This window comes from Pseudomonas sp. OA65, assembly GCF_017498305.1.
GTDB lineage: Bacteria > Pseudomonadota > Gammaproteobacteria > Pseudomonadales > Pseudomonadaceae > Aquipseudomonas > Aquipseudomonas zanjanensis.
The window spans coordinates 121,094-142,553 of sequence record NZ_JAGDEZ010000008.1 but is presented as its reverse complement, the minus strand read 5'-3'; the positions used below and the strand labels follow the sequence as shown (position 1 = coordinate 142,553).

Genomic DNA, 21,460 nt, shown 5'->3' with positions numbered 1-21,460 from the left:
TTGGGCCGGACGTCTATCCGTGGAATGGGGGAAGCAAGCGTGGATAAAGTCATCGTCATCACCGGTGGCGGCCGCGGAATCGGGGCGGCCACGGCGCTGTTGGCTGCCGAGGCGGGTTATCGGATCTGCATCAACTACCAGTCCGATGAAAATGCCGCGCAAGAGGTGCTTGAACAGGTGCGGGCCAAGGGCGTGCAGGCGATTGCCGTGCGAGCCGATGTGAGCATCGAAGATGAAGTCATTGGCCTGTTCAATCGGGTGGATGCCGAACTGGGACGTGTTACCGCCCTGGTGAACAACGCCGGTACGGTTGCCCACAAGTCCCGACTCGATGAGATGTCCGAATTCCGAATCCTCAAGATCATGAAGACCAACGTGCTGGGCCCGATCCTGTGCGCCAAGCACGCGGTGCTGCGCATGTCGCCCAAACATGGCGGGCAGGGCGGCAGCATCGTCAACGTATCGTCGGTGGCCGCTCGCCTGGGGTCGCCGGGCGAATACGTCGACTACGCGGCCTCCAAGGGCGCGCTGGATACCTTCACCATCGGCCTGTCCAAGGAAGTGGCCGGCGAAGGTATTCGCGTCAACGCGGTGCGTCCTGGCTATATCTATACCGATTTCCATGCCCTGAGCGGCGACCCAGACCGGGTCAGCAAGCTGGAATCGGCGATCCCCATGGCCCGGGGCGGGCGTCCGGATGAAGTGGCCGAGGCGATTATCTGGCTGCTGTCGGACAAGGCTTCGTATGCGACCGGGACGTTTGTGGATTTGGGGGGCGGGCGCTGAGTCCTGGAATGCGGCTCGCCTGTTCCGCCGCCATCGCGAGCAGGCTCGCTCCCACAGTGGATTTGCGTAGACACGAATATCTCAGGAACTCAGCAGGTCTCATGTGGGAGCGAGCCTGCTCGCGATGGGGCAATAACAGACACCCGATCAAAACGACCGAATAATCCGCCCCAACGTCTCCATGGCCTTTTCCGAGGCTTCGGTCCACGGGCTGCCATAGTTCAGGCGGATGCAATTCCTGAAGCGCTGGGTCGGTGAAAAGATCGGTCCCGGGGCAATGCTGATGCCTTGGGCCAGGGCCATCTGGAACAGTTTCAGCGAATCCGTCTGCTCTGGCAGCTCCAGCCACAGGAAGTAGCCGCCCGCGGGCTGGCTGACCCGGGTCTGGGCCGGGAAATAGCGGGCGATGGCGGCGAGCATCGCGTTTTGCTGCTCTTCCAGGGCGTAGCGCAGTTTGCGCAGGTGACGGTCGTAGCCACCGTGTTGCAGGTAGTCGGCGATGGCAGCTTGGGCCGGCATCGAGGCGCACAGCGAAGTCATGAGCTTGAGCCGTTCGATCTTTTGCGCATAGCGCCCGGCGGCGACCCAGCCGATGCGATAGCCCGGGGCCAGGCTCTTGGCGAACGAACCGCAGTGCATCACCAGCCCTTCTGTATCGAACGCCTTGGCCGGTTTGGGGGCCTGCTGGCCGTAATAGAGTTCGGCGTAGACGTCGTCCTCGATCAGCGGCACCTGATGGCGACGCAGCAACGCCACCAGCGCCTGTTTCCTTTCCTCGGGCATCGTCGCGCCCATGGGGTTCTGGAAACTGGTCATGCACCAGCAGGCCTTGATCGGGTGACGCTCCAGCGTCTGCTCCAGCACGTCCAGGTCGATGCCGTCGCGCGGGTGGACGGGAATCTCCACCGCCTTGAGCTTGAGCCGTTCCAGGACCTGCAGGCTGGCATAGAACGCTGGCGCCTCGATCGCCACCAGGTCGCCGGGCTCGGTCACGGCTTGCAGGCACAGGTTCAAGGCTTCCAGGGCGCCGTTGGTGACCAGCAGTTCCTCCATGGGCAACATCAGCCCACCGACCATGTAGCGCAGGGCGATCTGGCGACGCAATTGTGGATTGCCCGGTGACATGTCCGTGACCACCACCCGCGGGTCCATATCCCTTGTTGCGCTGGACAGCGAGCGGGACAGGCGTTGCAACGGGAACAAGGTCGGGCTGGGGAATGCCGAGCCGAACGGTACGGTGGTCGGGTCCTTGATCGAGTCCAGGACTGAAAACACCAGCTCGCTGACGTCGACTTCGGTGGACTCGTGCACTTGGCTGCTGATCGCCGGCTCGGAAAACGGGCTCGGTGCATGGGTATTGACGAAGTAGCCGGAGCGCGGCCGGGCCCGGATCATGCCGCGTCGCTCCAGCAGGTAATAGGCCTGGAACACCGTGGACGGGCTGACGCCGTAGGTCTGGCTGGCGTAACGCACCGACGGCACGCGCTGGCCCGGCCCCAGCATGCCCGAGCGGATCAGTTCAGCGATGTCGTCGGCGAATTTCTCGTAGCGTTTCATGGTGGGGCCAGTCTTGGGTGGTATTCGTGGATTTAACTGTGGCAGCGCGCTTGTGGGAGCAAAACTTGCTCGCGAAGCACGATGACGCGACCTCACTGTTGATTTGTGTCGCCTGTATCGCGAGCAAGCTTTGCTCCCACAGGCTTGCCCTCACTGGCTCGCTCCCACAGGTGCCCGGCATCTTACGGGTTCAACGGTTCATCGGTGCGACAAAACGGCTCTTGGCCACGCTGTAGATGCCCGGCTCGTCAGTGTCGGCGACCTTGAAAGTCATCTCCCGGGACGCTTTTTCGGGCCGTTCGCCGAGCATCGCCACCGACACCGGCACATCGACGATTTCCCCCGGGGCCAGGCTCAACCGGGTCTTGCCCTGCAGGACGAAGCCGTCGCCGTCCGCCAGGGACAGCTGATAGTCCTGGCGCTGCTGGGTCTTGTTGATGATTTTCAGGCTGTAGATATTCTCGATCTGCCCGGCGCTGTTTTCGCGGAACAGGCCACGGTCCTTGCTGACGTCCAGCGACACCATGGGCCGTTGCACCAACGCCATGGCCAGCGCGCCGATCATCACCAGGAGCACGGCGGTATAGCCGATCAATCGAGGGCGCAGCAGGTGAGTCTTGCCCCCCTGCAATTGATGTTCGGAGGTGTACTTGATCAGGCCACGGGCGTAACCCATCTTGTCCATGATCGAGTCGCAGGCATCGATGCAGGCCGCACAGCCGATGCATTCCATTTGCAAGCCGTCGCGGATGTCGATGCCGGTGGGGCAGACCTGCACGCACATCTGGCAGTCGATGCAATCGCCCAGGCCAATATTGGCCGGATTCACCTCGCGTTTGCGCGGGCCGCGGATTTCGCCGCGGGCCGTGTCGTAGGAAATGGTCAGGGTGTCCTTGTCGAACATCACGCTCTGAAAGCGTGCATAAGGGCACATGTGCATGCACACCGCTTCTCGCAGCCAACCGGCGTTGAGGTAGGTGGCGGCGGTAAAGAACAGCACCCAGAACAAACTCACACCGGCCATTTGCAGGGTCAGCAGCTCCTCGGCCAAGGGGCGGATCGGCGTGAAGTAACCCACGAATGTCAGGCCGGTGAGCAGGCTGATGGCCAGCCACAAGGTGTGCTTGGCGCCGCGGCGCAGCAGTTTGTTCAGGCCCCACGGCGCGGCTTGCAATTTGATCCGCTGGTTGCGTTCGCCTTCGGTGATTTTCTCGCACCACATGAACAGCCAGGTCCAGGAACTCTGGGGGCAGGTGTAGCCGCACCACACGCGACCGGCAAACACGGTGATCGCGAACAGGCCGAAGGCAGCGATGATCAACAGGGCCGACAGCAGGATGAAATCCTGGGGCCAGAAGGTCGCGCCAAAGATATGGAATTTGCTTTCGGACAGATCCCAGAGCACCGCCTGGCGACCGCCCCAGTTCAACCACACCGTGCCGAAGAACAGCAGGAACAAAGCCCCCGCACCGCTGATGCGCAAGGTGCGGAACAAGCCGGTGAAGCTGCGGGTGTGGATCAGGTTGTCGGTGGTCCTGGCCTTGATCTTGGTTGGCGCAGGTTCGAACGTCTGTATCAACTGGACGGGGATTCTATCGCTCATGGTCGGTCGCTCATCAGCCTCTATCTGGCCGGCGCACTATGACCATGGAACTGTTTGCATAACAGACTCAGGTGTTTCGATAAAAACCGGATCAGATGCCGCGAAGCCCAGGCGCTGCGACACTTTGAAGCACCCATGGTTGAACAAACAACATCTGTGGCCAAAGGACCTGTGGGAGCAAAGCTTGCTCGCGATACAGGCACCGCGGTCCAAGAGGTACCGTGTTGCTCTCATCGCGAGCAAGCTTTGCTCCCACAGATTGAACTTGTCGCAACGTTCAAGGGATTCAGATCGCCGAGCCGCTGTCCGTGGCCTTGAGGTGCTTGCGCTTATCGGTCGCGCCGGCCACGGTCAGGGCATCCACTTCGGCTTCGGTGAGGTAGACCAGGTCGCCATTGATCTCCACGGCGGACATGGCCTTGTCCGGGTCGGTGATGATGATCAACTCACTGGCCGGGCGTAGCTTCGTGCCGACGGCGGTCTTGATGTGGCAGGTACCGTCTTTGTCGATTTGCTCAAGCATGGCGTCGCTCCTTCCTGAATATCCTGAGTGTTAGGCCCCACCCATCGGCCAGGGTTCGTCGTGGCTGATCAGCGGTCGGGCGCACCTCTGGCTTCGCTTGCGGTCCATCGTTTATCCAACGAAAAAGAGGACGGTCCATGAACGCCTGGTGGCATGAAGTCTGGATAACCCTGCAGGCGGAATTCGCCGACATCACCGATGCCCAGCAGATGACCCGGGTCACGGTGCGCCTGGTCATGGCCGCGCTGCTGGGCGGCATCCTGGGTTTCGAGCGCGAACACAAGGGCAAGGCCGCCGGCGTGCGTACCCACATGCTCGTGGCCCTGGGGGCGGCGCTGTTCGTCCTGGTGCCACAGATGTCCGGGTCCCAGGCCGATGCCATGAGCCGCGTGATCCAGGGTGTGGTCGCCGGCATCGGATTTCTCGGCGCCGGCACCATCCTGAAAAACAACGACGGCGACGAAAGCCACGTCAAGGGCCTGACCACGGCAGCCGGCCTCTGGATGACAGCCGCCATCGGCGTTGCGGCCGGGCTGGGGCGGGAAGCCACGGCAGTACTCAGCACGGTGCTGGCCCTGGCGATCTTCAGCGTGATGCCGGTGATCGTCCGGGCGCTGGAGAAGGACGACAAGCTGTGACACGAGAGTCAACCTGAACACACACACAACCCTGTGGGAGCGGGCTTGCTCGCGAAGGCGGTGTGTCAGTCGATGAAGATATTGCTTGTCACGCCGCCTTCGCGAGCAAGCCCGCTCCCACAGGTTTTTTCGTCATCCAATTTCTTTATTACTACGCTTGAATCAAACCCGCTCCGGCGGCGCCTCGCTGGGCGGGTCGCCCTTGGGTGGTTGTCCTTCGTCCGGCTTTGGATCTTCCTCGGGAAACGGCTCGGGATCAGGGCTGGGCGGGGGCAAATTGGGGTCGTCGATGTTCGGATCGGGTGTTTCGGCCGGGATGGGAATATTCATCGGGACGGGTCTCCGTAGCTCACATGGCTTGAGTCGTGCTTAAGGATGTTGACCACCCTGCACCGGGTTTGATCCCGGATGCATCCCGGGGGCAAATCCCGCTGAACTTTTAGCCGTCGTTCTGGTTCGGAGTTTAAGTGAGTTTTTTCAGGGACCCGTTGGGCCTTTACCGCCACAAGCGCGTCCATGGGGCGTAAAAGGAGCGATGCTCGATGACTGCCGAACACCCGTCTGACCTGGCCTACAACCCGCATTTGCCGTTGTCTCAAGCCTTGTTGCTGCCGCGTATTGCGATTGAAAACACCATGCCGGTGATCGATGGCGGGCAATTCGCCGCCAAGGCCGTGGCCGGGCAGGACGTGACGGTGACCAGCAAAGTCTTTGCCGACGGTCACGACAAACTGGCGGTGCGCATCCGCTGGCGTGCCCTGCAGGACGAGGTGTGGAACAGCGAAGTCATGAGCGATTTGGGCAACAACGGCTGGCGCGGCCAGTTCACCGTGCCGGAGCAAGGTCGCTATGTGTTCTGCATCGAGGCCTGGATCGACCAGTTCGCCAGTTTTCGCTACGAGCTGGAGAAGAAATTCGCTGCCGGGGTGCCCATCAGCCTGGAGTTGCAGGAAGGGCGCAACCAAGTGCACATGGCGGCCGAGCGCAGCAGCGGTGAACTGAGCGAGCAACTGGCGGCCTTGCACCACGAACTCTCCGGCCTGTTGCCGAACGAACAGGTGGCGCTGTTCCTGGCCCCACGCAGTGCCGACCTGATGTCCCTGGCCGATCATCGACCCTACTTGAGCATCAGCCCCGAATACCCGTTGGATGTGGAGCGAAAACTGGCCGAGTTTGCCAGCTGGTATGAACTGTTTCCCCGTTCGATCACCGACGATCCCCAGCGCCACGGCACCTTCAATGACGTGCATTCGCGCTTGGCGGTGATCCAGGACATGGGCTTCGACGTGCTGTATTTCCCGCCGATCCACCCCATCGGCCGCAGTTTCCGTAAAGGCCCGAACAATTCCCTTACCGCCGGCCCCGACGACCCGGGCAGCCCCTATGCCATCGGCAGCGAGGAGGGCGGGCACGAGGCCATTCATCCGCAATTGGGCAGTCGCGAGGACTTCCGGCGCCTGGTGGCGGCGGCCGCTGAGCATGGCCTGGAGATCGCCCTCGACTTCGCCATCCAGTGTTCCCAGGACCACCCTTGGCTCAAGCAGCACCCCGGCTGGTTCAGTTGGCGGCCGGACGGCACGATCAAATACGCGGAAAACCCGCCGAAGAAATACCAGGACATCGTCAACGTCGACTTCTACGCGGCCGATGCGATTCCCAGCCTGTGGGAAGAGCTGCGGGACATCGTGGTGGGCTGGGTCGAGGAAGGCGTGAAGATCTTCCGCGTCGACAACCCGCACACCAAGCCACTGCCGTTCTGGCAATGGCTGATCGCCGATGTCCGGGCCCAATACCCTGAGGTGATCTTCCTGGCTGAAGCGTTCACCACGCCGGCGATGATGGCGCGGCTGGGCAAGGTCGGGTATTCCCAGAGCTACACCTATTTCACCTGGCGCAATACCAAGGCCGAACTGGCGACCTACTTCAGCGAGCTCAACGAGTCGCCGTTGCGCGAGTGCTACCGGCCGAATTTCTTCGTCAACACGCCAGACATCAACCCGGCCTTCCTCCATGAGTCGGGGCGCCCGGGCTTCTTGATCCGCGCGGCGCTGGCGACCATGGGCTCAGGCCTGTGGGGCATGTATTCGGGCTTCGAACTGTGCGAGTCGGCCCCGGTACCGGGCAAGGAGGAATACCTCGACTCGGAGAAGTATGAGATCCGTCCCCGGGACTTCACCGCGCCGGGCAACATCATTGCCGAGATCGCCCAGCTCAACCGCATCCGCCGGCAGAATCCGGCGCTGCATAGCCATCTGGGCCTGAGGATCTACAACGCCTGGAACGACAACATTCTCTATTTCGGCAAGCGCACGGCCGATGGCAGCAATTTCATCCTGGTGGCGGTGAGCCTCGATCCGCACAACCCGCAGGAGGCCAACTTCGAATTGCCGCTGTGGGAAATGGGCCTGCCCGACGACGCCCAGACCCAGGGTGAGGACCTGATGAACGGACACCGCTGGACCTGGTATGGCAAGTACCAGTTCATGCGGATCGACCCGGCGTACCAGCCGTTCGGGATTTGGCGGATCAGCGTGGCGTGATGCTGTGGGAGCAAGGCTTGCCCGCGATGAAGATAACGCGGTCTCTCGGGAATCGAGGTGCCTGCATCGCGAGCAAGCTTTGCTCCCACAAAGCGCAGGCCTCACAACACAACAAGACCCCACAAGCCTGTCTCCCGCGGCTTTAATGAATTACCAGGAGTTGCAAATGGCGAAGAAACCCCGGTCTGCCACCTTCATCAAGGATCCGCTCTGGTACAAGGATGCGGTGATTTACCAGGTCCACGTTAAATCCTATTACGACTCCAATAACGACGGGATTGGCGATTTTCCCGGTCTGATCGAAAAACTCGACTACATCGCCGACCTGGGCGTCAACACCATCTGGCTGCTGCCGTTCTATCCTTCCCCCCGGCGCGACGACGGTTATGACATCGCCGAATATCGCGGCGTCAGCGCCGACTACGGCACCATGGCCGATGCGCGGCGGTTCATTGCCGAAGCCCACAAGCGCAACCTGCGGGTGATCACCGAGCTGGTCATCAACCACACCTCGGACCAGCACCCCTGGTTCCAGCGCGCGCGCAAAGCCAAGAAAGGTTCGAAGGCGCGGGACTTCTACGTCTGGTCCGATGACGACCACAAGTACGACGGCACGCGCATCATTTTCCTCGACACCGAGAAGTCCAACTGGACCTGGGACCCGGTGGCGGGCCAGTACTTCTGGCACCGCTTCTATTCCCATCAGCCCGACCTCAATTTCGACAACCCGCAGGTCATCAAGGCTGTGTTGTCGGTGATGCGCTACTGGCTGGACATGGGCATCGACGGCCTGCGCCTGGACGCCATCCCGTACCTGATCGAGCGTGACGGCACCAATAACGAGAACCTGCCCGAGACCCATGATGTCCTGAAGCTGATCCGTGCCGAGATCGACGCCAACTACCCCGACCGCATGTTGCTGGCCGAGGCCAACCAATGGCCGGAAGACACTCAGTTGTACTTCGGCGATGTCGACGCTCAAGGGCTGAACGGTGACGAATGCCACATGGCCTTCCACTTCCCGCTGATGCCACGCATGTACATGGCCCTGGCCCAGGAAGATCGTTTCCCGATCACCGATATTTTGCGCCAGACCCCGGAGATTCCCGCCAATTGCCAGTGGGCGATTTTCCTGCGCAACCACGATGAGCTGACCCTGGAAATGGTCACCGACAAGGAGCGCGATTACCTGTGGAATTACTACGCGGCCGACCGTCGGGCGCGTATCAACCTGGGCATTCGCCGGCGCCTGGCGCCACTGGTGGAGCGCGATCGTCGTCGCGTCGAGCTGCTCAACAGCCTGCTGCTGTCGATGCCCGGTACGCCGACGTTGTACTACGGCGATGAAATCGGCATGGGCGACAACATCTACCTGGGCGACCGCGATGGTGTGCGTACGCCGATGCAGTGGTCCATCGACCGCAACGGTGGGTTTTCCCGCGCCGACCCGGCCAGCCTGGTGCTGCCGCCGATCATGGACCCGCTGTACGGCTACCAGTCGGTCAACGTCGAGACCCAGGCCGGCGACCCGCACTCGCTGCTCAATTGGAACCGCCGCATGCTGGCGGTGCGCAAGCAGTCCAAGGCCTTCGGGCGTGGCACGTTGAAGATGCTCTCGCCGAGCAACCGCCGGATCCTGGCCTATACCCGCGAATACACCGGGCCTGACGGCAAGCACGAAATCATCCTGTGCGTGGCCAACGTGTCCCGTAGCGCCCAGGCTGCCGAATTGGACCTGTCGGCCTACGCCGGCATGGTCCCGGTGGAGATGCTCGGCGGCAACGCCTTCCCGCCCATCGGCCAGTTGAACTTCCTGCTGACCCTGGCGCCGTATGGCTTCTATTGGTTCGCCCTGGCGGCAGAAAACCAGATGCCGAGCTGGCACGTGGAACCGGCCCAGAGCCTGCCGGACTTCACCACGTTGGTGCTGAAAAAACGCCTGGAAGAATTGCTCGAAGCGCCATCGCGCACCACATTGGAGCAAACCATCCTGCCGACCTGGTTGCAGAACCGGCGCTGGTTCGCCGGCAAGGACAGTGCGATCGAGAAGGTGGATATTGTCTATGGCGTGCGCTTCGGCGATCCACAGCACCCGGTGTTGCTCAGTGAAATCGATGTCACCAGTGGTGGCCAGACCCTGCGTTACCAATTGCCGTTCGGCCTGCTTGCCGAGGACCAGGTCGGCGCCGCGTTGCCGCAGCAACTGGCCTTGTCGCGGGTACGTCGGGTGCGCCAGGTGGGCTTGATCACCGATGCCTTCAGCCTGGAAAGCTTCGTGCGCGCCGTGCTGCACAGCATGCAGGCCGCCACGGTGCTGCCGTTCGCCGACGGTGAGTTGCGTTTCGAGCCGACCGAAGGCCTGGCCGCGTTGCAGTTGGGAGAAGAGCCGGAGGTGCGCTACCTGTCCGCCGAACAATCCAACAGCTCGGTGGTGGTGGGGGGCAGCCTCGTCCTCAAGCTGATCCGCAAGGTCGCCTCGGGTGTGCACCCGGAACTGGAAATGAGCGCCTACCTGACCGCAGCGGGGTTCAGCAACATTTCACCGCTGCTGGGTTCGGTGATTCGCCGCGACGCCCAAGGCGAAGATGCGTTGCTGATGATCGCCCAAGGCTACCTGAGCAACCAGGGCGACGCCTGGGAATGGACTCAGAACAACCTCGAACGCGCCTTGCGCGATGAGCTGGCGGACGCTGTGTCCGAGCAGGAGCAGCATTACAACGCCCTCGGTGAGCTGAAGGATTTCGCCGGCATGCTCGGCCAACGCCTGGGGGAAATGCACCAGATATTGGCCCAGGCCACCGACGACCCGGACTTCACGCCGCAAACCACCAACGCCAAGGAAGCCCAGGCCATCGGCAAGGACGTGGCCGCCCAGGTGGACAACGCCTTGCGCCTGCTCAAGCAGAACCAAGGCCAATTGAACCCCGCCGACCAGGCCATGGTCGCACGCTTGCTGGAGCACAAGAAAACCGTCCTGGCCCATGTCCAGGAACTGGCCGGCAAGGCCGCCGGTGGCTTGCGCATTCGCGTCCATGGCGACCTGCACCTGGGCCAAGTCCTGGTGATCAAGGGCGATGCTTACCTGATCGACTTCGAAGGTGAGCCGGCGCGGCCATTGCATGAGCGCCGGGGCAAGCACAGTCCGTACAAGGATGTCAGTGGCGTGTTGCGTTCCTTCGATTATGCGGCGGCCATGGCGATTCATTTGCACACCGTCGACAGCACGGCCGATGCCGATGCGGCGCGGCAACGGGTCGCCGATCGTTATTTGAAAGAGGCTCGCCAGGCATTTGTCGAGGCATATCGGCTGGCGGCAGCTAGTCTTGCCCATGAGTGGAAGGATGCTGAAGGCGAAGACGCCGCGCTGGCGTTGTTCGGCCTGGAGAAGGCGGCCTATGAAGTGGCCTATGAAGCCGAGAATCGCCCCACCTGGCTGCCCGTGCCGCTGCACGGCCTGGTCGGGTTGTTAAGGGGGCTGCAACCCTTTTCCGACGTAGCCGGACCGATTTAGTGGAGAGAATCATGAGTGTCTCGAACAAAGAACCCCAGGGGCAGGCCAAGGAGTCCTTGCTGCCGGCGCCCCATGACATCGACGCGCTGGTGCGTGCCGAACATCACGACCCGTTTTCCATCCTGGGGCCCCATGGCGACGGCGCCGGCGGCCAGTTCATCCGCGCCTACCTGCCCGGTGCCCTGAGCGTGCATGTGCTGGCCCGGGACAGCGGCGAAGAGCTGGGAGAGCTGCAAGTCACCGAAACCCCGGGGCTGTTCGTCGGCCATTTTCCTCGCGCCCAGGCGTACTTGCTGCGCACCCGGTGGGCCGGCGGCGAGCAGGTGGCCGAGGACCCCTACAGCTTCGGCCCGTTGCTGGGGGAGATGGACCTTTACCTGTTCGCCGAGGGTAATCACCGCGACCTCAGTTCCTGCCTCGGTGCGCAACTGACCACCGTCGATGGCATCGACGGCGTGCGTTTCGCGGTCTGGGCTCCGAACGCGCGACGGGTGTCGGTGGTGGGGGATTTCAACGTCTGGGACGGGCGGCGGCATCCGATGCGCATCCGTTATCCGTCCGGCGTGTGGGAGATCTTCATCCCGAGGCTCGGCGCCGGCGAAGGCTACAAGTATGAAATCCTCGGCGCCCACGGCATCCTGCCGCTCAAGGCCGACCCGGTGGCGCTGGCTACCCAGATGCCGCCGGACACCGCCTCCAAGGTCGCCTCGCCGTTGAAGATCGAATGGCACGACGATGAGTGGATGCAAAGCCGTCGCGAACGCCAGTTACCGGGCGCGCCGTTGTCGATCTATGAACTGCACGCCGGCTCTTGGCAGTGCGAAATCGACGAGGCGGGGGAGGTAGCCCGGCAATACAACTGGCATGAAATGGCCGAGCGGTTGATTCCCTATGTCAAGGACCTGGGCTTCACCCACATCGAGCTGATGCCGATCATGGAGCACCCGTTCGGCGGTTCCTGGGGCTATCAGCCGTTGTCACAGTTCGCGCCGACGGCACGCTTCGGTTCGCCGGACGATTTCGCCGCGTTCGTCAACGCCTGCCACCAGGCCAATATCGGCGTCATCCTCGACTGGGTGCCGGCGCATTTCCCCACCGATACCCACGGCCTGGCCCAGTTCGACGGCACCGCTCTGTACGAATACGGCAATCCGTTGGAAGGCTTCCATCAGGATTGGGACACGCTGATCTACAACCTGGGCCGTACCGAAGTGCACGGCTTCATGCTGGCGTCGGCGTTGCACTGGCTCAAGCATTTCCACGTCGACGGCCTGCGGGTGGATGCCGTGGCCTCGATGTTGTACCGCGACTATTCGCGCAAGGCGGGTGAGTGGGTGCCCAACCGTCACGGCGGGCGGGAAAACCTCGAAGCCATCGATTTCCTGCGGCACCTCAACGATGTGGTGGCGCTGGAAACCCCCGGTGCCCTGGTCATCGCCGAAGAGTCCACCGCGTGGCCGGGCGTCAGCCAGAGCACCCAGCAGGGCGGCCTGGGTTTCGCCTACAAATGGAACATGGGCTGGATGCACGATTCGCTGCACTACATCCAGCAAGACCCGGTGTACCGCGCCCATCACCATAACGAACTGAGCTTCGGCCTGGTGTATGCCTGGTCCGAGCGTTTCGTGCTGCCGATTTCCCACGACGAAGTGGTCCATGGCAAACGCTCGCTGATCGACAAGATGCCCGGTGATCGCTGGCAAAAATTCGCCAACCTCAGGGCCTACTTGAGTTTCATGTGGGGCCATCCTGGCAAGAAACTGTTGTTCATGGGCTGTGAGTTCGGCCAATGGCGCGAGTGGAACCACGACCAGCAGTTGGATTGGTACCTGCTGCAATACCCTGAGCACCGGGGCGTGCAGAAGCTGGTGAGCGATCTGAACCGGCTCTATCGCGAAGAACCGGCGTTGCATGACCAGGATGACGCGCCCCAGGGTTTCCAATGGCTGATTGGCGACGATGCCCTCAACAGCGTCTACGCCTGGCTGCGCTGGAGCAAGGATGGCCGGCCGGTGCTGGTGGTCGCCAACTTCACCCCGGTACCGCGCGAGGCCTATCGGGTCGGCGTGCCGTTCGGCGGGCGTTGGGTCGAATTGCTCAACAGCGATGCCGATACCTACGCCGGTTCCAACTACGGCAACGGCGGCGGCGCCTCCACCGAAGAAGTGCCCAGCCATGGCCAGGCCTTGTCGCTGGAACTCAACCTGCCGCCGTTGGCGGTGTTGATCCTGCGGCCGGAGGGTTGAGCCTGAATGCCTGAGGCCGGGCGGATAGCTGGCAGCGGGTTAGGTGATATTTGAAGATGATGACTGTGGCGAGGGAGCTTGCTCCCGCTCGGTTGCGCAGCAACCGCCGGAAGGGGGCCGCTACGCAGCCCAGCGGGAGCAAGCTCCCTCGCCACAGGTGTTTGCGGCGGTCATGAAATCAAAGGCCACCCAGATCCCAATGTGGGAGGCAGCTCCCACAGGGAAGTTGATCGACTCAGCGAACCAGGCACGGTTGCTTGTTGTTGAACGTCCAGCCCGGTATCAGGAACTGCATCGCCACCGCATCGTCCCGCGCCCCTAGGCCCATGCCTTTGTACAGCTCATGGGCCTTGGCCAGTTGGTCGGTGTCCAGCTCGATCCCCAGCCCCGGTTTTTTCGGCACTTGCACGCAACCGCCCTGGATCTGCAGCGGCACCTTGGTCAGTCGCTGACCGTCCTGCCAGATCCAATGGGTGTCGATGGCCGTGATGTCGCCCGGTGCCGCGGCGGCCACATGCGTGAACATCGCCAGGGAAATATCGAAGTGGTTGTTGGAATGCGAGCCCCAGGTCAGGCCCCACTCATTGCACATCTGCGCCACGCGCACGGAGCCCTGCATCGTCCAGAAATGCGGGTCGGCCAGGGGAATGTCCACGGACTGCAAGGTGATGGCGTGGCCCATTTCGCGCCAATCGGTGGCGATCATGTTGGTGGCGGTCTTCAGGCCCGTGGCGCGGCGGAATTCGGCCATGACCTCGCGCCCGGAATAGCCATTCTCGGCACCGCAAGGGTCTTCGGCATAGGCCAGCACTTTGTGCTGGTCGCGGCACAAACGGATCGCCTCCTTGAGTGACCAGGCGCCGTTCGGATCCAGGGTGATGCGCGCCTGTGGAAAGCGCTCGGCCAGGGCCGTGACCGCTTCGATTTCCGCGTCGCCCTGGAGCACGCCGCCCTTGAGCTTGAAGTCCTGGAAACCATAACGAGCCTGGGCCGCTTCGGCCAGGCGGACCACGGCGTCGGCGTCCAGGGCTTTTTCGTGGCGAACGCGGAACCAGTCATTGTCGGCATCCGGCTCGCTGCGATAGGCCAGGTCGGTCTGCTGGCGATCACCGACGTAAAACAGATAGCCGAGCATCTTCACTTCATCACGCTGCTGGCCTTCGCCGAGCAGGGCGGCGACCGGTACGTCCAGGTGTTGGCCGAGCAGGTCCAGCAAGGCCGCTTCCAGGCCGGTAACCGCGTGGATGGTGATGCGCAGGTCGAAGGTCTGCAGGCCACGGCCGCCGGCATCGCGGTCGGCGAAGGCGTGGTGCACGGTGTTGAGAATCTTCTGGTACGTGCCGATGGGGCTGCCGACCACCAACGAACGGGCATCTTCAAGGGTCTGGCGAATGCGCTCACCGCCGGGCACTTCGCCCACCCCGGTGTGGCCGGCGTTGTCCTTGAGAATGACGATGTTGCGGGTGAAGAACGGACCATGGGCGCCGCTGAGGTTCAGCAGCATGCCGTCGTGGCCGGCCACGGGTACGACCTGCATGCTGGTGATGATCGGGGCTTTGCGGGTGTCTGGCGTAGTCATCGTGTACGTATCCTTGAATTATTGTTGTGATCAGGCGTGGTTGGTCGCGGGGTCGACGGAGGCAGCGATTGTTTTCGGTTTGGGTGTATTACGTGCGGCAAATACGATGATCGCGGCGATGATCGAAGTGGCCGCCAAACCATAGAGGCCGCCCTGGATCGAGCCGGTGTGCTGCTCCAGCAGGCCGAATGTGGTCGGGGCGACGAACCCGCCGAGGTTGCCCACCGAGTTGATCAGGGCAATCACTCCGGCGGCGATGCGGGCGTCCAGGTAGGCTTGGGGAATCGGCCAGAACAGCGACGACGCCGACTTGAAGCCCAGGGCCGCGAAGCAGATGGCGACGAAGGCAAAGATCGGCCCGCCGGTGGTGGACATGAACATCCCCGCCGCGGCGATCAACAGGGCCGCAGCGACCCAGGCCTGCTGGAATTTCCATTTGGCCGACAGCGAGGCGAAGGCGTACATGCCGACGATCGACAGCAGCCACGGGATCGAGTTGAACAGCCCCACTTGAAGGTCACTCAGTTCGCCCATCTTCTTGATGATGCTCGGCAGCCAGAAGGTGGCGGCATAGATCGTCAACTGAATGAAGAAATAGATCAGGCAGAACAGGATGATCTGGCGGTCCTTGAGCAACTGGCCGATGGACAGCTTGATCGGCGAGGCGGCTTCCCGAGCGCGCTGTTCATCGTCGATGGCCTTGACCAGCACATCCTGCTCTTCACGGCTCAGCCATTTGGCGTCGTGGGGCTTGGAATCCAGCCAGAACCAGACGAAGACGCACAGGCAGACGGAAAACATCCCTTCGATGAAGTACATCCATTGCCAGCCGTGCATGCCCAGGCCGTTGATTTGCAGCAGCAGCCCCGACAGCGGGCCGGAGATCAGCGACGCAATGGCCGAACCGCTGAGGATGATGGCGATGGCTTTGCCGCGCTCGACGCCGGGCAGCCAGCGAGTGAAGTAGTAGATGACCCCGGGGAAAAACCCGGCTTCGGCCACGCCCAGCAAGAAGCGCAGGATGTAGAAATGGGTTTCGTTCTGGATGAAGGCCATGCCCGCAGCCACCAGGCCCCAGGTGAGCATGATGCGGGTCAGCCAGATGCGTGCACCGATTCGTTGCAAGAGGATGTTGGACGGCACTTCGAACAGCGCATAGCCGATGAAGAACAGGCCGGCGCCAAAGCCATAGGCCGCGGCACCGATGCCCAGGTCGTGCTCCATGTGGGCACGCACGAAGCCGATGTTCACGCGGTCGATGTAGTTGACGATAAACATGATGACGAACAGCGGCAGGATGTGGCGCTTGACCTTGGCGATGGCCGACAGCAGCACCGGATCCGCTCCGGCATTCGCCTTGAGGCTGGATGTGTTCACTGGTTTTCTCCCACTCGTTATTTTTATGCGGGGCATCGTGTATGTGTCGATGTTGATAGACATCATACAACCTGATTTTTTTGGATGACAAGCAGTTTTTCAGCATGATTGGATTGGGTGGGGAAGGTTTTTATTGCGTGTTTGTTGGCTTTGGCCGAAGTCGTCGATGTTGTTCAGGGTTTTTTAGGGTGTTGGTAGCTTTATTTAATGAGTGCGGATTTCAATGAAAATCAGCTGATCTTGAGTGTTGTCATACAAGTTGACGGTTCGTCGAGGAGATTTCCGGCGCCCGCTGGTGATACGATCAGTCAGCCTGTTTTCAAGGAACCCCGGCGATGCCGCAAGATACCGAAGCGCCCCTGCGCAAGCGCACCCACAACCTGGCCCATGACCTGGTGGCGAAGCTGAGCCAGAGCATCCTGCTGGGGCAGTTGAAACCGGGCGAGAAGTTACCGTCGGAAGGTGCCATCGTGCAGGCCCATGGCGTCAGTCGTACGGTGGTGCGCGAGGCGATTTCCAAATTGCAGGCCTCGGGGCTGGTGGAGACTCGCCACGGCATCGGCACCTTTGTGCTGGCGCAAACCGGCGAGCAGGGGCTGCGGCTGAATGTCGACACCGCGGCGGGGGTGCGGGCGATTCTGGAACTGCGCCTGGGCCTGGAAACCCAGGCGGTTGCCCTGGCGGCCCAGCGCCGCAGCGAGCATCAATTACAGCAGATGCGCCAGGCGCTGGATGACTATCAGCGGTTGTCCAACAACAACGACAGCTGTGTCGAAGCCGACCGGCGTTTCCATCTGCTCATCGCCGAGGCCACGGACAACACCTGTTTTGTCGAGATCATGCAGCACCTGGGCAATGCGATGATTCCCAGGACCCGCGTGAACGTGGCCGAGCGCGGCCAGGCGGATCTGAGCAAGCTGGCGCAGTGGGCCAACCTTGAACACGAGGCGATCTTCAACGCCATCAAGCGCCAGGACCCGGACGCCGCCCGCGCCGCCATGTGGCTGCACCTGACCAACAGCCGTGACCGGTTCGGCGCGGGATCCTGACGGCTCATCGTCGCCTGACCCACCGCCATCGCGAGCAGGCTCGCTCCCACAAGGGATCAGCGGCTGACGCCGATTTCTTGAACGCCTCGGAACCCTGTGGGAGCGGGCTTGCTCGCGAAGATGGCGGTACAGTCAATGTCTTTACCAACTGACCCACCGCTTTCGCGAGCAAGCCCGCTCCCACAGGGTTTTTGGTGTATGCAATATTTGCGAACCCCTCGGACAAACGGTGGGATCGAGCCTGCTCGCGATGGCGCCGGCACAGCCAACATCGCTACTAACTGACCCACCGCTTCCCACAGGAGGCATGGAGATTCAGGGGCTCAACCCGCTTTGGCCGGGGCAGTGGGGGTGTTTCCGGCCACAGGCGATGGTGAGCTTTTCATCAGTGCATCCAAGGCCTGCCGGTAGTTTTTACCCGCCAGGCTCATGCTGTTGTTATGCGTCGCCCCAGGCACCAGCAGCAGGCGCTTGGGTTCCCGGGCGGCGTTGAACAGTTGCTCGCTGAACCGTGGCGGCACGTAGCGGTCGGCAGCGCCATGGACGATCAGCAGCGGCATGTTGATCTCGCCGATCTTGTCGATGGAGTCGAACTTCTGCGACAACAGCCAGCGCACCGGCAGGGAGGTATTCGCCATCGCGGTGGCGACATCGCCCAGGGACGTGAACGTGGACTCGATCACTAGGCCTCGAACCCGGGCCTTGCCATCCTTCGCTGTCTCTTGGCCAAGCTGCGCGGCGAGGTCCACCGCGACGGCACCGCCCAGGGAATGTCCGTAGATCAGCCGCAGGCTTGGGTTCGGTTGCAAGACTTCGAGACGCTCCCAGGCGATGCGCGCGTCTTCATAGACGCTGGCTTCCGACGGCAGCTCCCCATGGCTTTTGCCAAAGCCACGGTAGTCGATGGCCAGGACCGAATAGCCCAGCGCCCGCAGTTGTTGGATACGGAACAGTTGGCCGGTCAAATTCCAGCGCACGCCGTGTAAATACAGGATGGCCGGCGCGTTCTTGCGTTCGGCCGGCCACCACCAGCCGTGGATATTTTCCCCGGCCTTGAAGCTTGTTGGCTTGAGGTCGAACTCCTGCACACCGCTGGGCAGCCCACTGAACCAGCGAGCGGTCCCGGGCTCGATGCGAAAGACCAGTTCCCGCTCTTTGTGCTGCAACACAGCGCAGCCTACCGGCAGGCCGACCACCAATGCGCTCATGCACAGCCAAGCCAACCAGCGGCGTTTCAAGCCAGAAAGTAAGAGTGAAAACATCGATGCCATTCGCCACTCGAAATCGAAGATGCCTTGTAGCAGATTCTCCGAAAGCGGCGCAGGGATTTCGGGCTGTCATTCGTCTGAAGCGCGCTTGTCGGCGCTGGAAAATCCCCAAACCCTGTGTCTTACTCCCTATTCCTTTGGGGGAGGGCAACGCGATGCGACGTAGAAGCGCACAGTATTGGCTTTGGGTGGACAGCCGGTTGCCGGCGCGCAACCACGAAGAGAACCTGGAGGACGGCACGCAGGTCGAGGTTCAGGCAAGAATCAATCAGCAGGGCATGACACAAGTCTTCGTCTGTGTTTATCGTCCGAACGGATCCGTTTGGATCGAAGAATTCTACGACCGCGCCCTTCATGAACCGCTGGCCCAGGCGTTGGAATGGGGCCTGGACCGGGCGCGGGAGATCGTCGCCGGCACGGCGTGTTTCAAGGCACCCCACAAGATCCAGGCGACCCTCGGCCCGTTGATCCAGGACGAATGTGCCCTGGCCCTGCGGCGCATGGACATGAGCGAGGAAGAGCGGCGCAGTCTCAAGGCGCGGGATGCGTGGGCCGAATACCTCAACGCCAAGGAAGCGATGTTGGCGCTGATGCGTTCACCCCGGGTGGATGCCAATGTCTGGGAGGCGCAGAAGCGCCGGTTGCGTGAGGCCATCGATCGCCGTGCCTCGCTGGCGCGGATGAGCATCGGTAGTTGAAACAATGATGACTTGTGGCGAGGGAGCTTGCTCCCGCTGGACTGCGAAGCAGTCCCCGACAAGTCACCATTGAAGCCTGAGGGGCCGCTACGCGACCCAGCGGGAGCAAGCTCCCTCGCCACAGGTATACGCGTCCCTGTCAGTGCCCGTCCCCACGCTCAACCAGCTTCAACACTCGCGTGGTCCGGTCATACGCGACCTTGGGCACGCCCGCCAGGCGCTTGTGCAGTAGGTGGGTCAATGAGTCTCCTGGCATCAGGCTGGCATCGCCAAAATCCCCGTCCAATTGCAGCGGATGAACGATGACCTCGAGCGAGCCGTGTTCCGGCGGCGCGGCGTGGTCCAGGTCGGCCGGCGTGCAGACGTAATCCGCTGTCGCCCCGCACAGGCTGCGCAAGCGGCGGTTGAGCAGGGTCTTGAATATGCGCTTGGGCAGGTTCAAGTTCAGCCCCAGGTTGCGCGCCAGGCGCATGGGCACGCCTTGCCGGGCGGCGAAGCGGGCCACCAGTTCGCCGATGGGCCAGATATTGTGCACGTGTTGATGAGAGTCGAGATGGCTGGGGCTCAGGCCATGGTCCAGACAGTGTTGCCATTGCGCGTGGAGCTCATCTTCCACCGCCGCCAGGTCCTTTGCACCCAGGCGCAGGCAATACCGCGACAGGTTCAGGTCGAACTGGCCATTGGCGTCGCAAAAAAGCTGGCGCGATGCGATTGCCTGGCCCAGCGGCGGGCCGTAGCTGAGATTGAAGTGCAGGCCAACGTGGCCGTCGAGCAGCGGTTGCCGGGCCAATTCACAGGCTTGCTCGAAACCCGGCATGTTGGCCATGGCTGAGGCGGAACTGATCACGCCGGTCTCGAAGGCCCGCAGGATCAATGCGTTTGCGCTAAGGCTGAGTCCAAAGTCGTCAGCGTTGATGATCGCTTGGCGAGGCATGGGTGTTCTCCTGGGGCTTGGTGGAAGACGATGACGTCGCCGCGGTTGGTTTCGTCTTGCGCTGGCCAAGCCATGGTTTCAGGCTCTTCCAAAGCCGCAAGGCGAAACCCAGGAGCAAACCATCAGGCTGCCAGGAATAGAAACTCCAACGCCAGTGTTCCAGCAGGCCGGTCATGCGCTCGTGCAATTGATGGTTGGAGTTATTGAGACTGACCCGCGACGCATCGATCCAGCGCCAGTTTTCGTCCAGCCCCCAGCGGATCCACTCTTCAAGCAACACCCGGCCACTGCCCAGGTCGGCATGCTGTGGCAGGAATGCCAGGTTGTAATCGTACAGCCGGCCCTGGTCCAGCAGGCCGAGGCGATAGCTGATGCACTCGTCGTTCAGCTCCAGCAGCACCACCCGCACCAGGCCTTGGGCGGCGAGGGCGGTGAAGGCGTGGTTCATCCATTGCTGGCGCCTGGGGTCGGCGAAGATGCCGACACCTTCCTCGCCTTTCCAACTGACCGCCTCGACATCGGCGAGGGACCGCAGCAATTGGCCCATGCTGATGGCATCCGGTGTCACCCGGCGGATCTCGGCGCCACAGGCGGCGATCCGCTTGCGCGCCCGGCGCAATTTGTAGCGTGGATCGCCGGATATCTCTTGTCGGTCACTGTCATTGATCAAGTGCACCGGAACCCTGCAACTGAGCCGCCGTTCGCCGGTTGAACTCAGCGCCATCCAGGCGCTGAGGACGCTTTGCTCACCGATGGGCTCGATCACCTCATTCAATTGCAGCAACGCGTGAGGCAAATGCTGACGGATCTGCATCAGCGCCTGGCCCATGTCTTCGGGGGGCAGGCGCGCCAGCAAGGCGATGCGGTCGGTCATTGGAAAACCCAGGTGATGCAACACCCTGAACCGCAGCCCGCCGATCCGTTCACGTCCTGATATCAGGGGCAGGCAAAGGCACAAGGCCTGGTCTTGCCAACCCAGCAGTACATGCAACTGCTGCTCGGGCAACAGGGCGAATTCCGCCGCTTGCAGCCAGGCCAGGGTATTGAACGGTGTTGCGTCGGGCACCTGGGCCAGCAGCTGTTCATAAGCTGATACAGGAAAATCCGCTGCGCCCAGGGAGCGACACCATTGGAACCGGATCGCCATGGGG

At 62.1% G+C, this 21,460-nt stretch carries 16 protein-coding genes; 7 read left to right on the top strand and 9 right to left on the bottom strand.

Annotation, left to right across the window (positions count from 1 at the left end):
• Positions 1 to 39: 39 nt before the first annotated feature.
• Complete coding sequence (locus tag J3361_RS09425; RefSeq protein ID WP_207964091.1) at positions 40 to 786, top strand: SDR family oxidoreductase; 747 nt, start codon at positions 40 to 42, stop codon at positions 784 to 786.
• 147 nt (positions 787 to 933) lie between these two features.
• Here the strand turns inward: J3361_RS09425 and mapR are convergent, their stop codons facing one another.
• The 3 genes from mapR to J3361_RS09410 all read right to left on the bottom strand — a co-directional run bounded on the left by mapR (position 934) and on the right by J3361_RS09410 (position 4,469).
• On the bottom strand, positions 934 to 2,343 hold the full coding sequence (gene mapR / locus J3361_RS09420; protein WP_207964090.1) for a GntR family transcriptional regulator MpaR: 1,410 nt from the start codon (positions 2,341 to 2,343) through the stop codon (positions 934 to 936).
• A 190-nt stretch (positions 2,344 to 2,533) separates the two neighbouring features.
• A complete protein-coding gene (gene ccoG, locus J3361_RS09415; RefSeq protein ID WP_207964089.1) occupies positions 2,534 to 3,946 on the bottom strand; it encodes a cytochrome c oxidase accessory protein CcoG in 1,413 nt (470 codons plus the stop codon).
• Between the two features lie 286 nt (positions 3,947 to 4,232).
• Positions 4,233 to 4,469 (bottom strand): DUF3203 family protein, encoded by a 237-nt coding sequence (locus J3361_RS09410; protein ID WP_207964088.1) that lies wholly within the window; start codon positions 4,467 to 4,469, stop codon positions 4,233 to 4,235.
• A gap of 137 nt (positions 4,470 to 4,606) precedes the next feature.
• Between J3361_RS09410 and J3361_RS09405 the strand changes: the two genes are divergently transcribed.
• Positions 4,607 to 5,107 carry an MgtC/SapB family protein gene (locus tag J3361_RS09405; protein ID WP_207964087.1) on the top strand — a complete coding sequence of 167 codons (501 nt, stop codon included), beginning with the start codon at positions 4,607 to 4,609 and terminating at the stop codon, positions 5,105 to 5,107.
• Positions 5,108 to 5,269: 162 nt separating this feature from the next.
• On the opposite strand, the gene J3361_RS09400 is transcribed toward J3361_RS09405, so the two are convergent.
• Complete coding sequence (locus J3361_RS09400) at positions 5,270 to 5,437, bottom strand: hypothetical protein (RefSeq protein WP_207964086.1); 168 nt, start codon at positions 5,435 to 5,437, stop codon at positions 5,270 to 5,272.
• A gap of 212 nt (positions 5,438 to 5,649) precedes the next feature.
• Between J3361_RS09400 and J3361_RS09395 the strand changes: the two genes are divergently transcribed.
• The 3 genes from J3361_RS09395 to glgB all read left to right on the top strand — a co-directional run bounded on the left by J3361_RS09395 (position 5,650) and on the right by glgB (position 13,404).
• Positions 5,650 to 7,647: an alpha-1,4-glucan--maltose-1-phosphate maltosyltransferase gene (locus J3361_RS09395; RefSeq protein ID WP_207964085.1), complete on the top strand. Its 1,998-nt coding sequence runs from the start codon at positions 5,650 to 5,652 to the stop codon at positions 7,645 to 7,647.
• 166 nt (positions 7,648 to 7,813) lie between these two features.
• Entirely contained in the window at positions 7,814 to 11,158 is a 3,345-nt protein-coding gene (gene treS, locus J3361_RS09390; RefSeq protein ID WP_207964084.1) for a maltose alpha-D-glucosyltransferase, read from the top strand.
• An 11-nt stretch (positions 11,159 to 11,169) separates the two neighbouring features.
• A complete protein-coding gene (gene glgB / locus J3361_RS09385) occupies positions 11,170 to 13,404 on the top strand; it encodes a 1,4-alpha-glucan branching protein GlgB (protein WP_207964083.1) in 2,235 nt (744 codons plus the stop codon).
• Between the two features lie 235 nt (positions 13,405 to 13,639).
• Here the strand turns inward: glgB and gudD are convergent, their stop codons facing one another.
• On the bottom strand, positions 13,640 to 14,983 hold the full coding sequence (gene gudD / locus J3361_RS09380) for a glucarate dehydratase (protein ID WP_207964082.1): 1,344 nt from the start codon (positions 14,981 to 14,983) through the stop codon (positions 13,640 to 13,642).
• A 30-nt stretch (positions 14,984 to 15,013) separates the two neighbouring features.
• Positions 15,014 to 16,360 (bottom strand): MFS transporter, encoded by a 1,347-nt coding sequence (locus J3361_RS09375; protein ID WP_207964080.1) that lies wholly within the window; start codon positions 16,358 to 16,360, stop codon positions 15,014 to 15,016.
• 335 nt (positions 16,361 to 16,695) lie between these two features.
• Here J3361_RS09375 and J3361_RS09370 point away from each other — a divergent pair, with 335 nt between their 5' ends.
• On the top strand, positions 16,696 to 17,409 hold the full coding sequence (locus tag J3361_RS09370) for a FadR/GntR family transcriptional regulator (protein ID WP_207964078.1): 714 nt from the start codon (positions 16,696 to 16,698) through the stop codon (positions 17,407 to 17,409).
• A gap of 323 nt (positions 17,410 to 17,732) precedes the next feature.
• On the opposite strand, the gene J3361_RS09365 is transcribed toward J3361_RS09370, so the two are convergent.
• A complete protein-coding gene (locus J3361_RS09365) occupies positions 17,733 to 18,671 on the bottom strand; it encodes an alpha/beta hydrolase (protein ID WP_207964076.1) in 939 nt (312 codons plus the stop codon).
• Between the two features lie 161 nt (positions 18,672 to 18,832).
• On the opposite strand from J3361_RS09365, the gene J3361_RS09360 reads away from it, so the two are divergent.
• Positions 18,833 to 19,375: a hypothetical protein gene (locus J3361_RS09360; protein WP_207964074.1), complete on the top strand. Its 543-nt coding sequence runs from the start codon at positions 18,833 to 18,835 to the stop codon at positions 19,373 to 19,375.
• Between the two features lie 139 nt (positions 19,376 to 19,514).
• Here the strand turns inward: J3361_RS09360 and J3361_RS09355 are convergent, their stop codons facing one another.
• Both J3361_RS09355 and J3361_RS09350 read right to left on the bottom strand, forming a co-directional pair.
• Entirely contained in the window at positions 19,515 to 20,309 is a 795-nt protein-coding gene (locus J3361_RS09355) for a ChbG/HpnK family deacetylase (RefSeq protein ID WP_207964072.1), read from the bottom strand.
• A complete protein-coding gene (locus J3361_RS09350) occupies positions 20,281 to 21,456 on the bottom strand; it encodes a GNAT family N-acetyltransferase (protein WP_207964071.1) in 1,176 nt (391 codons plus the stop codon). Before J3361_RS09350 ends, J3361_RS09355 begins: the two co-directional genes overlap by 29 nt.
• Positions 21,457 to 21,460: the final 4 nt, after the last annotated feature.